This window comes from Kitasatospora sp. NPDC085879 (assembly GCF_040686255.1).
GTDB lineage: Bacteria > Actinomycetota > Actinomycetes > Streptomycetales > Streptomycetaceae > Kitasatospora.
In genome coordinates this window covers 24,643-38,850 of record NZ_JBFBJZ010000068.1, presented here as the reverse complement: position 1 = coordinate 38,850, position 14,208 = coordinate 24,643, and the positions used below count along the sequence as shown (strand labels likewise).

The window sequence follows — 14,208 nt, the reverse complement described above, 5'->3', positions numbered from 1 at the left end:
TTTCGTCCCCCACCCCCCTATGCGGCACCCCCCCCCCCCACCCCACGGGTTACGCCACTGTTGGCAACCTATGCCCCGCCCCGCTCTGGGGCCGGGGCCTTCGTCGTCTCCTGGTTTCAGTTCGACAGACGACCAGCTCATCGAGCCTGGAGCTTCAGAGCAAGCCCTCAAGCCGACGAGCGAGCTGAGATTGCCGGCGCCGACCGGCTGGGTGTGGCTACTTGAGGGGCGTGCCACCCGCGTTGTGGTTGGCGAGTGCCTTCTTGATCAGGTTCCCGCCGTCGGTCTCGGGCGTGGTCTGTTCCGACCAGCCGGCGCCGAACAGGAGGGCACCGACGTGTGCGTTCGCCACCTGGTCCATGTGCGAGAAGAACCAGTCGACCTTGTCGTCCTTGTAGTGGCCGGGGGTGTTGTTCTGCGCCATGTTGCCCAAGGGGATCTGCCACAGGGCCACCGGCTTGCCCACCGACTCGGACATCGTCTTGTAGAACGCGAGGGCGGCGAAGCCCTTCTGGTCGTTCCAGAAGGTGTCCTTGCTGCCGTGGGCGGGCAGCGCGTACCAGCCTGCGTCGCGGTCCGTCACGTCGGTGACCAGGAAGTCGGCGTTCTTCGCCCCGAGGTCCGCGTAGTCCTTGACGCACTGCGGGGTGTTCTGCTGCCAGTCCCAGCAGGTCAGGTGCAGTCCCACGCCGATGTTGGGCGCGTACTTGTGGCTCATCGCGATCAGGCACTGGGCCAGGCCGGAGGCGCTGTTCTCCTGCGACCCGCAGTCCGTCGGGTTCGCGGCCTTGACCTGTGCGGCGACCTGGTGCGGGTTGCCGAGCGAGCGGACGTAGCCCCAGAAGTCCGGCTCGATGTCGACCATGTCCTGCGCGGTGCCGATCTTCTGGAGGAAGAAGCGGTAGTCGTTCAGGTACTTGGTGAGCAGGTCGGCCCGGTTGATGGCCTGGACCTCGCCGGGACCGTCGCCCTGGCCCGCCATGTCTCCGAGGTCGCGCAGCGAGTACCACGTGAAGAGGTACTTCTGCGGGCGCGGCTTGCCCTGGTACGTCGCCTTGGACGCGCGGTCGTTGTTCACGGCTATTTGGGTGCCGGGCGCCGTGGTGTCGCCGGTCCAGCAGCCCCACCAGCCCGACCACTCGGACTTGCAGCGCGAGGCGGTGTAGGCGTCGGACGAAGGCGCGGGCTGGCTGTGGATGTAGGCGTACCGCACGTCGAACGGCGCGGCGTTCGCCGTGGAGTCATCCATCAAGCCGCCGAGGAGCACCGTGCTGCTGCCCATGAGGCTCTTCGCCGGGCTGCCGCCGCCGGTGGCCGGGGACGCCGGCGGCGCCGAGGTGGGGCGGGTGCTCGGGGTCTGGCTCGCCGGAGCGCTGCTGGCCGGCTTGGTGGGCGTGCTGCCGGAGCCGCCCGTGTTCCCGGTACCGCCGCTGCTGCCGGCCGGGACGAGCTGCCACTGCTGGTTGGCGCCGTTCCAGTCGTGGTACTGGGCGAGCTGGCCCCCGTTGGCCTTGGAGCCGAGCGGGACCTCGACGGCCAGTTTGCTGAAGCGGTTGATCAGACGCACGTAGCCGTCCGAGGACTTCTCCAGGTGGAACTGCTGGTTGGCGCCGTTCAGGTCGCGCCACTGGACCAGCTTGGAGCCTTCGGTCCTCGACCAGCCGTAGTCGTCCAGCACCTTGCCGGAGTTCCGGTTCTGCAGCCGGTAGTTGCCGTCACCCGAGTCGATGAACTTCCACTGCTGGTTGGTCCCGCCGGTACGGTTCCACTGCCCCAGCGACGAGCCGTCGTAGGTGGCGTAGTCGAGGGCGTCCAGTGCCTCGCCGGTGTTGCGGTTGACCAGCACGTACCAGGCGTTGGTGTCCACGGGTCCGGCCGAGGCGGTGTTGACCACGACCACGGAACCACCCAGGACCGCCAGGCCGACGGCCGCCCAGAAGCTCCGGCGCTGGTACAGGCGACGGCCGCGATGCGCCTGCCGCCGTCCCAGGACGGCCGAGCGGGACAAGCGGCGACGGCGGCCTTGGCCGCCGGGCGACGCCTCCGGCGGCGTGGATGGGCGAGGGAACATGTCGATGCTCTCTTTCAACCGGTGTCTCTGACCGGACCGCCTGTCCGGACGTCATCCAGTTGTCACCGACTGCGGAAAGGTTGCCCCGGACCGCGAGAATTCTTTTCGGGCTCCACGCACTGGCCCGCTCAGAGGGTGACCAGGGTGCAGAGCGCGTCCAGCGCCTCCTCGAAGGCGTGCTCCGGCGGCGTGCCGTAACCGATCACCAGCGCCGCCGGGGCGTCCGGTGCGGGCGGTGCGGCGGCGGCCCGGCACCAGGAGCGGGTGTTGACGGACAGGCCCAGCCGGCCGGCGTGGCGCTGGAGTTCGGCCTCCATGCTCGCCCTGGTTTCCTGCCGCCGTCGCAGCCGACGCGACACCGGCCAGGCCCGCCGACCCGAACCGATCCGCCCGCAGCACCGACCCGATCGACCTGACCGTCCCCGAGATCCGTCACTAGGGCGCCAGCGACGTCCGGAAGGACGACGGGGCGCTCCGGCGGGTCCGCCCGCACTTGCCCGCCCGGCCGGCCCGAGCACACCGATCCGCCAGCACACGACGGATCGGACCATCAAGAGGAGCAGCGGGCTGTTGCTCGGCGAACCGGGTGTCGTCCACGCGCCGCTCCTGGCACACCGGCGTCCGGCGGGGACGTTCGAGCGCCCGGTGTCGGTGGTGGGCCGTAACGTCGTCCTCCGGGAACGAGGTGTGGGGGGTCGGGTTCGCGGGCGTGATCGGGCTGGTGCGGACGGGGGACGCGGTGGGTCTGGTCGGTGCTCTGGCCGGGCTGTCCGAGCATCAGCGGCAGCAGTCTGGCCCCGGCTTGTCGGCGCCGGGGAAGGAGCTGCGCTGGAGTGGTGACGACCGGGTCCAGGAGGCGCTCCTGGTCGCCGGGATGGGCTGCCTCGCCTCGGCCGAGGAGGCCGCCGAGTGGTTCGACGATCTGGTCTTCGGCCTGCCACAGGACTGGCGTCCCACCCCGGTCGTCGCCGCCATTGGTGCGCGCCCCGTCCCCTGGCAGGCCTCGGTCGTCGAGCTGCTCGCGGACCGTCGTTGGCCGCAGCGCCGATGCCCGGTCGCTGCCGGGGCGGACGGCTGCGACGGTGGCGTAAACGCCGAGCCGACCACCGCAGGCAACGGGACGAGACCAGGCTCGACCGCGGCCCGGGCTCGGCGGGCGCTAATCCCAGCGCCCGCCGAGCAGCATTCCAGGCCCTGGTCTCCCTGTCTGACCCCGCATCCGGGGAGGCGCGGCCGGCACCAGCCGGGTGCGGTCGGGGCTTGGAGCCGCAGCTGGCAGCCGAAGCGGTCGGCCGAAGGCCCGCAACGCCGCGATCGCACTGCCTGGCTGCTGCCCAACGCCGACGGGTGGCAGGGCCCCGCGGTCAGCACCACCACGAAGGCCGCCGGCCGGTGTCAGACCTCGACGAACACCGGGTTCCCGTAGAACCAGAGGTCCTCCCACGGGTCGGCCGCAGCCGGGACGTCCATCGCGGGGCCTGCCGGGTCGACTGCCTTGCCGAGCAGGCCGGGGGCGGTGCGCTTGCCGTCGGTGCCACGGACCCGGAGGTAGCAGGACTGGTCGGCGGTGAACTCCTGGACGAGCGTCACGGTGCCCTGGCGCTTGTCCACCTCCCAGGACCGCACGACCCGGGTGTCCGGCGCGGTGATGGTGTCGCGGTCGGTGACCGGCCCGGTGACGCGGCCCTTGATCAGGTCCACACGGGCGAGCACAGGCACCAGGCCTGCGTAGTTCGGCGTCTCGGTGAGCCGGATCTCGACGACCACCTCGACCGTGGCGCCGCGCCTGACACGCAGCCGTCCGCCCATCGGCACGCCGCGATGCGGGGCGCCCTTCTCCTGTACCCGTACGTCGAGGCCGCTGATCAGGTCGCCGTGGCAGGCCCACACCCGTCCGGCGCGCAGTCCGTCCATCACCGCGCGGTGGCCGTAACCGGTGGCGCCCACCCAGGTCTTGGAGTAGGCGCCGGGTGGCAGCGCGCTGTACGTGGTCACCGGACGGCCGGCGTTCACCGGGGCGGGGAAGTGCCCGGTACCGGCGAAGGTGTGGCCCTCGGCGTCGAAGGGCGTGTTGTCGTACGCGGTTTCGTTCAGCGGGTCGACGGGGTTCTTCACCCAGTCGCCGCATGCCTGGTGTCCGTCCGAGGTCGCGGTGATCCACCACGGCTTGCCCTCGGCGAGCATGCTGTCCCACACGCCGCCCACGGTTGCGGTCATCCAGTCGAAGCCGCCGTGGGTGCGGTAGCTCTCAGCCGGGTAGCCGGGGAAGGACCAGGTGCCGGGCGCGTTGTCGTACAGACCGCGGGCTCGCGCCATGCAGGGGGCGGGCAGGCCGGCCGCCTGGTGGCCGGGGGCGCCTTCCATACCGATGACGATCTCGGGCGCGGTGTCGCGCCACGCGCGCAGCTCGTGCGGCGAGTCGATGCCCTTGCGGGAGGGGTGGTTGGGCAGTACGAGGGCGTCGGCGACCCGTCCGCAGCGGACGGCGTCGCGCAGGAAGGTCAGCGCCTTGATCGCGGCCGCCTCGTTTACGGGTGTGCCGTCGCGGGTGCCCGTGACGAGGGCGTCGTGCTGGTTGACGAACTCCTGGAGGAACGCGGCCTCGCCGGCCCCCGGCGCGAGCATCAGGGTGGTGTGCTCGGCCCCCGGGATATTCCACTCCAGCCCGTGGAAGACCAGGATGTCCTCCCGGTAGCGCTCGCGCGCCGCGCGCAGGTCGGCGTACCGGTCCTCGACGCTGTGCGCGGCGAAGGCCGCGTTGCCGTGGTCGGTGATCGCCAGCCAGTCCAGACCGTGGGCCATGCCGCGCCGCACCTGGTCGGCGACCGGGTACATCGCGTCGTTGCTGTACAGGCTGTGCAGGTGGTGGTCGCCCGCGAGCCAGACGAAGCCGCCGCGCGGCACCCGCCGCTCCTCGCGTGACACCGCCGCCGAAGCCGTGGGCGAGGCGAGCGTGCCCGCCGCCCCTGCCAGTCCCGCCGTCGCCAGTCCCGCACCGGCGCCGCGCAAGAAACCGCGCCGACCGACCTGCTGTGCCATGTTGTTGCCTTTCGGTTGCATCTGAGCAGGATGAAACGTATGTGCGTTTGATTTTGTGGACTTGAAGTGCGCCTGGCTCCCGGGTGAACCCGCCCCTAACCTCGCGCGTCACGAGTGGGCCGACACCTGGAACGACGACTGCCTGTGCGGGTCCTGCCACCAGGCCGACGCAGGCCAGAAGGCGCTGGAGGCCGCCGATCGCGAGCGGGCCGCCGTCGAAGCCGCAGCCACCCGTACGAAGCGCACCCGCTCCTGGTGGCGCCGACCCTGACCCGGCCTCACCCCGCGGGTCAGCGCCGCAGCAGCTCGCGAACGAGCGGGTCGAGCACGGCCCAGAGATCGCGGCGTCCGCGCCCGGCCCGGCGAGCGCAGCTGGGTCCCGGCGAAAGCCGGGGCATCAGCGGGCGTTAGAGTCCGCCCCCTGCCCGGGCAACCACGAGTCCGCCGGCAAGCACGGAACCGGCAAGACGCGCCACGGCGACCCCTGGCTCAAGGGCATCCTCGGCCAGGTCGCCTCCTCGGCCTCCCGTTTCAACGCCCGCTACCGGCGCATCGCCTCACGCCGCACGCCGTGGCAAGAAGAGAGCCCTGGTCGCCCTCGAACACACCATCTGATCGCCGCGTGGCACATGTTCACCAACGAAACCGACTACCACGACCTCGGCGGGGACTACTTCCTCGAACGCACCGGCAAGACCAGGCCGACCCGACGACGGGTGAGCCGGCTGACCCAACTCGGCTACCAAGTGACACTGCAGCCGACAGAAGCCGTCTGATCTGGGACAACGGGCTCCGAACGGGGGGATTTTCGTACTAGCCCGGAAGTTGAGCCAGAACCCGGTTCAACCGCCGCCGACAACGTTTGGCCCGGTCCTGCCTTTTGTATCTGTCCCCCAAACGGATCGCCCCCGCCCCCGCACGCGGCACTCAGGGACGCGCTCGCGGCGCTCCCTCATGGCCGGTAGACCATGCCTGGCTGAGGCTTGGCGGGGGCGAGCAGTTGCGACACCGTGACGATGGTGTAGCCACGCTGTTTGAGCTCCTTGATCACTCCAGGTACGGCGGGCACGGTCCCCTTGTGCAGGTCGTGCAGCAGGATGATGCCGTCGCGGTGCGTCTGGTCGAGCACTCTTTTGGTGATCAGAGCCGAGTCGGTCGTCTCGTAGTCCTTGGCCGTGACGCTCCACAGCACCTGCGCCAATTTCAAGTCCCGGCAGATTTTCGCCACTTTGCGGTTGGTACGGCCCTCCGGCGGACGCATCAGGACGGGTCTGACGCCGATGATCTTCTCGATGGCGTCCTGCGTACTGGTCAGTTCCCGGCGGATGTCGTCCTCGTCGAGGTCTGTCAGCCTCCTGTGGTTCCAGGTGTGATTGCCGATCTCGTGCCCCTCGTCCGAGATGCGACGCAGGATATCGGGGTACTTCGCGATGTGGCCCTTGCCCTGAACGAAGAACGTGGCGTGCAGGCCCTCGCGCTCGAGGATGTCCAGCAGCCCGGGGGTGGTCGGGCTGGGGCCGCCGTCGAAGCTGAGGGCCACGCACTTCGCCTGGCGGCAGTCGACGTTTCCTGCCACCGATCCCGATGCCTCCGCTCGGGCAGCGCGCGGCGAGGTGTCATCGTAGGTCGTGACCGTCAGGGCCACAGTCAGCGCGACGGCCGACACGGCGGCTACCGCTATCGAGACGGCGATGAGCGGGCGAGAACGTCTTCTACGTGTGATGAGAGACATGCGAGATCTTTCTTCGGATGGAGTTTCCGGGTTACCGCGTGCGGGCGGGAGCCGGTGTCACGGCAGGATCCTGAAGCCGCATGTCGAGCGTCAGGCGATGCCTCAGCAGGCGTCCGAGCCGGCGCTCCACCGTTGTGTGGATGAGCAGGGACAGCCCCAGCACGCAGACGACGGACACCGCCATCGAAGGCAACGGCTCCAGCCTCGGAACGGCCCGGATCAAGCCTTTGGCCAAGGGAATTCCGATGCTTTGGTGGATGAGGTAGAAGGGGTAGGTGAGTCCCCCCGCAGTGACCAGCCAACGCCATCGCAACGTTGCCAGCGGTCCTCCGACACCGGCCAGCGCCAGCAGCCCGAGACAGAGCGTGAGAACGGCCGCGCAGACGGCCCAGGAGGGCCGGCTCTCGCCGAGGGGTACGTTGGCGTGATCGGCCACCCGGAGTTCGAGCACGGTGAGTTCGTAGGCCCAGGCGAAGCCCAGCAGCAGCCACAGCAGGAGGCTCTGTCCGAACCTGTGCATGAGGTGGAGGACGATTCCGGCGACGAAGAGGCCGGCGTACCGGGGCAGTACGAATTCGTCGAGTAGCGGCGACTGGAGTTCGAGGGTGATGACACCGGCCAGGAGCCAGGCTCCGCAGAAGGTCACCACCCGCCGATACGACAGCCCGAAGACGATCAGCAGGGCCATCAGCAGGTAAAAACGGGCCTCCACCCAGAGCGTCCAGCTGACGCCGTCAACCAGTTCGAGTCCCAGTGGTCCCGGAGCCATCGTCAGGTTTCCCAGGACGGTACGAGGGTCGATGCGGGTGGTGGCAGGCCAGTGGCCCATCCGCGAGACAAGGACGAGCCCGACGATGAGGAGTACGGCGCACCAGTAGGCGGGGAAGAGCCGTGTGACGCGGGAGACGGTGAACTGTGCGAGAGTCCGTTCCCAGCAGCTCATACAGATGACGAAGCCGCTGATGGTGAAGAAGAACTCGACGCCGAGCCAGCCGTAGCGGCTGATCTCATGCACAAACGGCGTGAAATCTCGGAGTTCGGGCCTTCCCCAGAAGTGTGGGGTGGGTGTCCCGAGGAAGTGGTACGCGGCCACCATGACCGCTGCCACTAGGCGGAGCCCGTCTATCGCGGCCAGGCGCGCCGGCCCGCTCCGCGGTCTGGGAATCGGTCTGTCGGACGGCATGTCGCCACCAGAGCCGATTCAGGCGGTGGGCAGGGGCGAGCGGCTGACACGTATCTTCGACTGGCCATGCGGGCGCTTCTCCCAGTCCTCCATGTACCGCGCGTGCATTCCGTGCCGCCGCGCCAGGTTCAGGAGGGTTTCGGTGCGGTAGTAGAAATCCTCGCGCAGTACCTGGTGTTCGGTGCCCTCGGTGCGGTCGAAGGTGAAGTCGAAGAACCCGGTGTCGGTCAGTACGCGGCCGACGTGCGTCAGGCACTGGTCGATGACCTCCAGCGGCGAGTGGGAGAAGACGCTGTGCGCGTGGACGACATCGAAGTGGTCGTCGGGCAGGAAGTCCAGAGTGAGGTCGCCGGTGATGGTCAGATGCGGCAGCTTGTCCTGGATACGGTGCTCGACGAGGGTTTTCTTGGCGGCCATCAGGATGTCGGGCGAGATGTCGATGCCGTAGTAGTTGCCGGTGTGGAGGTGCCTGATGAAGCGCCAGCCGCCGCGCAGGTTGCCGCAGCCGATGTCGAGCATGCGGTGGTCCGGGCGCAGCCCGTGTTCGATGAGGTAGTCGAACTGCATCTGCCCGAGTGCCAGCCAGCGGTCATGGGTCTGGCTGCCGACCGCGGCTTCCGGGTTGCGGCGGGTGTCTGAGGCCATCACGGCGCGGTAGTAGCCGACGTGGTCGGGGTGCTTGAGGCGCAGCCAGGTGTCTCGGCCGGCCCGTCGCAGGTACGGGATGACGCGGCCGGGGTGGCGCAGGGCGTATCCGGTCTTGTGGGTGAGGGCGGCGCGGTTGTTGCGCAGTTTCTTCGGTGTCTTGGCGTCGGCGGGCATGGTGAAGCGACCTCCGTGCGAAAGGGGATCCCGTGAGGGTTGAATGAGAGGAAGGGGATGAAGGCGATGTGTCGCGATGTGGTCTCGCGGTCAGACGCGGCGACGCAGGAGCAGCACGGTTGCGATCGTGAGCACAGCGGCGAGACCGCCGAGGACGGCGGTGTCGGTCCACTGGAAGATCCAGTAGTCACCGGCCGGGTTGGCTCGGTAGTAGCGGGCCACGTACCCGTGCGCCGCCATGCACTCCTTGAGCTGGGCGCCCGACGGGAAGGGGCAGTTCAGCGCGTCGTCGTGGCGGCCGGTGGCGGTGATCAGACCGTAGTCGCCGGTCGACCACTTCTCGGCCATCGGCGGTTTGGGGATGCTGCCGGCGCTTACGTAGGTGCGCGGCGAGACCAGCAGCCGGGCCCGGTGCGTCCACTCCAGCAGGAGCGTCATCACCCCCGTTACCAGCAGGGTCAGTCCCATCGCCGCCAGTACCCGGCGGGCCAGCAGACCCAGCAGGGTGCCGGCCGCCAGGCCGAACAGGGCGGCCGCGACAACGCGGGGGCCCGAGCCGCTCAGGGCCGTGTTCTCGTACCAGAACAGGCCGTAACTCCGGTCCGCGGCCGGCCGCCACCACCAGGCGAACACTCCCGCGAGCAGGCCGGAGAGGGCGATCGTGGTCGCCGCGGCCAGGGCGAACCGGGAGGCGAACCACTGGCCGCGTCTCACGTCTTGCGCGAGGATCATGCGGTGTGTGCCCAGTTCCCGGTCGCGGCCCAGTAGCGGGGCGCCCCAGAAGACGCCGATGATGACGGGCAGGGCGATGTTCAGCGCTCCGAGGTACTTCAGCGGCTCGACGTCCAGCAGCAGGGGCAGACCGGTGTCGGACCGCGTGCAGTACAGCGGACCAGTGGCGCAGTGGTCGAACAGCCCGCTGTGCAGGGCGTCCAGCATGCCCGAGCGGTAGTACACGGCGATCGCCGCAGCGACGAGCAGGGCGGTCGCGCCGATGCCGGCCGACACGCGCTGCTGGCGCCATGCGAGCCAAAGCGAGCCCTTCACGCCGCCGCCTCCGTCCGCTCGGCGGGGGCGGGGTGCCCCGGCTCACCGGCCTGAAGGTAGCCGATCAGGATGTCCTCCAGGCCAGGCCGTTCGATGTGCCAGTCGCCGCGCATCGGTCCGCGCTGCCGTATCAGGGCGGTCAGCTGCCTGCCGCCAGTGCGGCTCCGCACGACGGTGTGCTGTCCGGCAAGGATGTCGGCCTGGCCGGCGGGTCCGGTCAGTACTGCATGGCTCCTGCGCAGTACCTCAACGTCCTCGCTCAGCTCGACGCGGCCGTCCCGCAGTACCAGCACCCAGTCGCAGGTCTCCTCCAGTTCGGGCAGGACGTGCGAGGACAGCACGATGCTCATGCCGCGCTCCACGGCCTCGGCCATCAGCTGCGCCATGATCTCGCCTCGCGCCACGGGGTCCAGGTCGGCCAACGGTTCGTCGAGAAGCAGGAGTTCGGGTCGCTTGCCCAGTGCCAGGGCGAGCGCGACGCGAGTGCGCCGCCCGGGGGACAGGTCGCCGACGCGGGCGTGGAGCGGGATGTCGCCCTCGCGGACGATCCGCTCGGCGGTCGTCCGGTCCCACGAGGAGTTCAGCTTCTCGCCCATCAGCAGGGTGTCCGCCACGGTGAAACGCGGGTAGAGCGGCTTGTCCTGGGTGAGCAGAGCGACGCGGGCGCGGGCCTCTGACGTGCCGGGTACGGCTCCCAGCACACTCAGCTGCCCGGAGGCGGGTCGGAGCAGGCCGCCGGCTAGGTGCAGCAGTGTGCTCTTGCCAGCGCCGTTACGTCCGACAAGTGCGGTGATACGACCGTCGGGCACGGTGAACTCGCAGTCCCGCAGGGCCCAGCCGCCCCGCCTCCGGTGCCGGAATCCCAGCTCCGTGGCGCGCAGCGCCGCCGACGCGTCAGGCCCGGTCATACGTTCTCCTTCTTTCGTTCCCGGTCGCCCGGGGTTGTGCTGTCGTGCTCGTCGTCGTAGGCATCCAGGGCGGCTGTGACCAGGGCGAGGACATCTGCCCGCTCCAGCCCCGTGGCCCGCGCGCAGGCCACCCAGTCGGCGACCTTCTGGCGCAGCGGAGAGTCGTTCTCCGCCCCGGGCCGGGCGAGCGACCGCGTCACGAAGGTCCCGAGGCCACGGCGCAGTTCGACCAGACCAGCCTGTTCCATGTCGCGGTAGGCCCGCAGCACGGTGTTGGGGTTGATGGCGGTCGCCGCCACCACCTCCCTGGCCGTGGGCAACTTGTCCCCGACCTGCAAGGTGCCCATCCGCAGCGCCCGTTCGGTCTGCTCGATGATCTGCACGTAGGCCGGTACGCCACTGCCACGGTCGATCCGGTAGTCGATCACATCGCCTCCCTCCGCCCGACCATGCTTGTATTAATGAATTAATGGAACCATAGTTGATGTCCGGCGACGATTTCAAACCCGCCGGGAGAACGACCGCGGTGCACCGGCTACCGGCGTCCAGCTGCACACGTGTTCCGTCATCCCCTCGCACGCGGAGCGCGGCAGTTGGACGAGGCCGCGTCGCCGCTCGGGCGAGGCTGCCCGCACGTGTGCGGTCACGAGTGGCATGGCGCAGCCGAGTGGGTGACGTTGCCGGGATGCCGGCCGGGCTGCTCGGGCAGCTGCTACGGCAGAAGGAGGGACGGGACGGCGAACCGTCGGCCTGGGTGATCGACGCACAGAGCGTCAAAACCTCGACCCGCGTCCACGCTCCCCGAGCGGGCTGCCCCGGCGCGCTGCAGCTGGGCTCTGCGGCGCGCGGGCTGGTCGCGTATGCGTGCCGCCGTTGCACCGCCCGGCGCAGCGGGGAGTGGGTGGCTGCCGTGCGGTATCGCGACGGATGGCAGCGGGTCTGCCATCGCCATCAGCGCTGGTTGCTGGGTGCCGTGACGGCCGCAGGCAAGAACGCCTTGACCTCGCCGGCTGCCCCGCGATCGCCGTGGCGCAGCGGCGGTGGCCGGTGGTGGCCCGGCGGGTGGTGGCGGCTGGGGTCGCGCCGGTAGCGGTGTTCGCGGTGGCCTGGGCGGTGGCGTGCCAGTGGTGGGATCTGGCGTTGGAAGGGGCCGCAAGGGCGCTGACGACCCGTCGCCGGCCCCGGCCGGACTCGGCGGAGCGGATCCGCACGACTCCCACCTCAAGCGCTCGTGGCCAGGGCCGCCGGCGGTGGGTCGTCCGGGCCGTCGGGGATGCGTCAGCCGTGGTTGACGATGATGAAGATGCCCCAGCCGATCGCGGCGAGAACCACGGCGAAGCACACGCCGGCGACGGTGTAGCCGAGCGGCCCGGCAGCGGGGCGGCCGCCGGCCCCACCTGTGGGGGACGGCGGGTTGAGGGCCCGCACGCCGATCGCGAACAGCGCGGGCAGGCCGGCGCCCGCGAGCAGCCCCACCGCGATCATCTTCCACAGGGCATTCAGGTTGATCCAGGAATTCACGGCTTCCCCTTGTCCGAGCGCAGGGTGGAACTTCACGATCACGATCCCCCACGAGAGCCGCCCCTCGATCATCTGGCGGCCGACCGTTGGCAGGACCCGGGCGCCCACCTCGGAGGTCGCTTACGGGAGGGCGGTCAGTCGTTCGGCACGCCGTACTGCCGCGCGGGCGGCTCCTCATCAGTGGCGAAGCCGCCGTACAGCTGGAGGATGGCCGCACGGAGACCGGGGAGCAGGGTGCGGATCCCGCTCTCGTTCGGCATGGGGAAGCGGTCATCGCGCACACGCGCTGGCCAGGCCCCTGAGGCCCACACGTCCAAATCAGCTCCGGGTACTTGGCCTTGTCGGTCGGGTCGACGTGCCCGCGCTCGATGTGCTCAATGCGCAAGACGCCGCAACCGCGAAGCCCGTACGGAAACGTGACATTGTTCGAGGCTCTCGGCTGAAACCTGCGGGGCTGCTGGTACGTATACATCTGCGGCTGTTCCAGTGGAGGGGGGCCGTCGTGCGACGGGTTTCGATGGTGGGTGCGGCGCTGAGCGGGGTTCTGCTGCTGGCCGCGTGCAGTGGCGGCGGCGACGGTGCCGCGGGCGGTTCCGGCGGGTCGGGCGGCAGCGGCGGTAAGGGCGGCGCGGCGAAGGCGTCCGCGGCCGTCCTGTCGATCGAGCCCAAGGACGGCGCGCAGAACGTGGCCCCGGGTGCGGTCAAGGTCTCGGTGGCGACCGGCAAGCTGATCGAGGTCGCGGTGACCGACAAGGACGGCAAGCCGGTCGAGGGCTCCATCGCGTCCGACGGCCTCACCTGGACCCCGGCCGCTGGCGGCCTCGCGGTCGGCTCGGCCTACAAGGTCAGCGCCAGGGCCTCGGACGCCTCCGGCGTGGTGACCACCGCCAGCAGCAGCTTCACCACCCTGACCCCGAAGAAGACCGTCAAGGTCTACGACAACGTGGTCGACGGTCAGAAGTTCGGCGTCGGCATGATCGTCTCGGTCAACTTCGGCACCAAGGTCAAGAACAAGAAGGAAGCCGAGAAGGCCGTCGCCGTGGAGGCCTCGGACGGCACCGAGGTCAAGGGCCACTGGTTCGAGGACGACACCCGCCTGGACCTGCGGCCCGCCGAGTACTGGAAGCCCGGCACCACGGTGAAGGTCCACCTGCGGACCAAGAGCGTGGAGCTGGCGCCCGGCGTGTACGGCGCGAGCGACCACGACGAGACCTTCACCGTCGCCCGCTCCCGGATCAGCGAGGTCGACGCCAGGACCCACCAGATGGTCGTCAAGGAGGACGGCAAGCCCAACCAGACGATCCCGATCGTCGCGGGCACCAACGACAACCCGTCCTGGAACGGCACCATGGTCATCTCCGCCAAGAGCCGCATGGAGAAGATGACCTCCCGGGGCCAGGTCGGCCTCGTGGGCGAGGGCTACGACGCCGTCGAGCCGCACGCGATGCGCCTGACCACCACCGGCACCTACCTGCACGGCAACCCCAAGTCCTGGGGAGACGTCGGCCGCGCGAACATCAGCCACGGCTGCATCGGCATGACCGACACCGAAGAGGGCGACGAGAACTCCACCGCCGGCAAGGTCTACAACGCGTCGCTGGTCGGCGACGTCGTGATCATCCGGAACTCCATCAAGAAGGCCCCGCTCCAGCCCGACAACGGCCTCAGCGGTTGGAACACGCCCTGGTCGCAGTGGTGATCCCGGCCCGGAAACAGCAAATCCCGCACTCTGCGTAGCCCCGTTCACCAGGAGGGGAAGGTGCGTTCGGGCCTTCGCCCGTGAAGGTGGACACGCGGTTGGTTGTCACGCGGCGAGCGTGAGCTTAGCCGTGTGGTGTCGTCGCTCGTATTCGTTGGGGCTGAGCTGGCCGTTGGCGGAGTGCCG

At 69.6% G+C, this 14,208-nt stretch carries 15 protein-coding genes and 1 pseudogene; 5 read left to right on the top strand and 11 right to left on the bottom strand.

Annotation, left to right across the window (positions count from 1 at the left end; genetic code table 11):
• Positions 1–217 precede the first annotated feature (217 nt).
• Both AB0P35_RS34465 and AB0P35_RS34460 read right to left on the bottom strand, forming a co-directional pair.
• Entirely contained in the window at positions 218–2,008 is a 1,791-nt protein-coding gene (locus AB0P35_RS34465; protein ID WP_306454474.1) for an RICIN domain-containing protein, read from the bottom strand.
• A 191-nt stretch (positions 2,009–2,199) separates the two neighbouring features.
• On the bottom strand, positions 2,200–2,388 hold the full coding sequence (locus tag AB0P35_RS34460) for a hypothetical protein (RefSeq protein ID WP_095877558.1): 189 nt from the start codon (positions 2,386–2,388) through the stop codon (positions 2,200–2,202).
• A 392-nt stretch (positions 2,389–2,780) separates the two neighbouring features.
• Between AB0P35_RS34460 and AB0P35_RS34455 the strand changes: the two genes are divergently transcribed.
• Positions 2,781–3,497: a hypothetical protein gene (locus AB0P35_RS34455; RefSeq protein WP_363518761.1), complete on the top strand. Its 717-nt coding sequence runs from the start codon at positions 2,781–2,783 to the stop codon at positions 3,495–3,497.
• Here AB0P35_RS34455 and AB0P35_RS34450 read toward each other — a convergent pair.
• Positions 3,467–5,131, bottom strand: coding sequence for a PHP domain-containing protein (locus AB0P35_RS34450; RefSeq protein WP_095877560.1), 1,665 nt, complete (start codon positions 5,129–5,131; stop codon positions 3,467–3,469). The genes AB0P35_RS34455 and AB0P35_RS34450 overlap by 31 nt on opposite strands.
• Positions 5,132–5,165: 34 nt before the next feature.
• Here AB0P35_RS34450 and AB0P35_RS34445 point away from each other — a divergent pair, with 34 nt between their 5' ends.
• Positions 5,166–5,381 (top strand): hypothetical protein, encoded by a 216-nt coding sequence (locus AB0P35_RS34445; protein ID WP_144298833.1) that lies wholly within the window; start codon positions 5,166–5,168, stop codon positions 5,379–5,381.
• Between the two features lie 358 nt (positions 5,382–5,739).
• Positions 5,740–5,886, top strand: coding sequence for a hypothetical protein (locus tag AB0P35_RS34440; protein WP_363518757.1), 147 nt, complete (start codon positions 5,740–5,742; stop codon positions 5,884–5,886).
• Positions 5,887–6,062: 176 nt separating this feature from the next.
• Here AB0P35_RS34440 and AB0P35_RS34435 read toward each other — a convergent pair whose 3' ends face one another.
• From AB0P35_RS34435 to AB0P35_RS34410, 6 genes are all read right to left on the bottom strand, one after another.
• Positions 6,063–6,842, bottom strand: coding sequence for a polysaccharide deacetylase family protein (locus AB0P35_RS34435; RefSeq protein ID WP_363518754.1), 780 nt, complete (start codon positions 6,840–6,842; stop codon positions 6,063–6,065).
• A gap of 31 nt (positions 6,843–6,873) precedes the next feature.
• Complete coding sequence (locus AB0P35_RS34430; RefSeq protein ID WP_363518751.1) at positions 6,874–8,025, bottom strand: acyltransferase; 1,152 nt, start codon at positions 8,023–8,025, stop codon at positions 6,874–6,876.
• An 18-nt stretch (positions 8,026–8,043) separates the two neighbouring features.
• Positions 8,044–8,847, bottom strand: a complete 804-nt coding sequence (locus AB0P35_RS34425; RefSeq protein ID WP_363518748.1) for a class I SAM-dependent methyltransferase — start codon at positions 8,845–8,847, stop codon at positions 8,044–8,046.
• Positions 8,848–8,937: 90 nt separating this feature from the next.
• On the bottom strand, positions 8,938–9,894 hold the full coding sequence (locus tag AB0P35_RS34420; RefSeq protein ID WP_363518745.1) for a transporter: 957 nt from the start codon (positions 9,892–9,894) through the stop codon (positions 8,938–8,940).
• A complete protein-coding gene (locus AB0P35_RS34415) occupies positions 9,891–10,802 on the bottom strand; it encodes an ABC transporter ATP-binding protein (protein ID WP_095877566.1) in 912 nt (303 codons plus the stop codon). The genes AB0P35_RS34420 and AB0P35_RS34415 overlap by 4 nt, the downstream gene beginning before the upstream one ends.
• Positions 10,799–11,230 (bottom strand): GntR family transcriptional regulator, encoded by a 432-nt coding sequence (locus tag AB0P35_RS34410; RefSeq protein WP_179419746.1) that lies wholly within the window; start codon positions 11,228–11,230, stop codon positions 10,799–10,801. Before AB0P35_RS34410 ends, AB0P35_RS34415 begins: the two co-directional genes overlap by 4 nt.
• 266 nt (positions 11,231–11,496) lie before the next feature.
• On the opposite strand from AB0P35_RS34410, the pseudogene AB0P35_RS34405 reads away from it, so the two are divergent.
• Positions 11,497–11,598: pseudogene (locus AB0P35_RS34405) on the top strand (IS5/IS1182 family transposase); the annotation flags it as partial.
• 482 nt (positions 11,599–12,080) lie between these two features.
• Here the strand turns inward: AB0P35_RS34405 and AB0P35_RS34400 are convergent.
• Positions 12,081–12,395, bottom strand: a complete 315-nt coding sequence (locus tag AB0P35_RS34400) for a hypothetical protein (protein ID WP_363518740.1) — start codon at positions 12,393–12,395, stop codon at positions 12,081–12,083.
• Between the two features lie 62 nt (positions 12,396–12,457).
• The gene (locus AB0P35_RS34395; protein WP_257019561.1) at positions 12,458–12,583 is read right to left on the bottom strand and encodes a hypothetical protein; all 126 of its coding nucleotides are present in this window, start codon (positions 12,581–12,583) and stop codon (positions 12,458–12,460) included.
• A gap of 242 nt (positions 12,584–12,825) precedes the next feature.
• Here AB0P35_RS34395 and AB0P35_RS34390 point away from each other — a divergent pair, with 242 nt between their 5' ends.
• On the top strand, positions 12,826–14,022 hold the full coding sequence (locus AB0P35_RS34390) for an Ig-like domain-containing protein (protein WP_363518736.1): 1,197 nt from the start codon (positions 12,826–12,828) through the stop codon (positions 14,020–14,022).
• The last annotated feature ends 186 nt before the right edge of the window (positions 14,023–14,208 follow it).

Bases quoted from the DNA above. Each gene is read 5' to 3' on its own strand.
- AB0P35_RS34430 (WP_363518751.1), bottom strand. From the start codon at position 8,025: ATGCCGTCCGACAGACCGATTCCCAGACCGCGGAGCGGGCCGGCGCGC.
- AB0P35_RS34425 (WP_363518748.1), bottom strand. From the start codon at position 8,847: ATGCCCGCCGACGCCAAGACACCGAAGAAACTGCGCAACAACCGCGCC.
- AB0P35_RS34400 (WP_363518740.1), bottom strand. From the start codon at position 12,395: ATGATCGAGGGGCGGCTCTCGTGGGGGATCGTGATCGTGAAGTTCCAC.
- AB0P35_RS34460 (WP_095877558.1), bottom strand. From the start codon at position 2,388: ATGGAGGCCGAACTCCAGCGCCACGCCGGCCGGCTGGGCCTGTCCGTC.
- AB0P35_RS34415 (WP_095877566.1), bottom strand. From the start codon at position 10,802: ATGACCGGGCCTGACGCGTCGGCGGCGCTGCGCGCCACGGAGCTGGGA.
- AB0P35_RS34440 (WP_363518757.1), top strand. From the start codon at position 5,740: ATGTTCACCAACGAAACCGACTACCACGACCTCGGCGGGGACTACTTC.
- AB0P35_RS34450 (WP_095877560.1), bottom strand. From the start codon at position 5,131: ATGCAACCGAAAGGCAACAACATGGCACAGCAGGTCGGTCGGCGCGGT.
- AB0P35_RS34395 (WP_257019561.1), bottom strand. From the start codon at position 12,583: ATGCCGAACGAGAGCGGGATCCGCACCCTGCTCCCCGGTCTCCGTGCG.
- AB0P35_RS34435 (WP_363518754.1), bottom strand. From the start codon at position 6,842: ATGTCTCTCATCACACGTAGAAGACGTTCTCGCCCGCTCATCGCCGTC.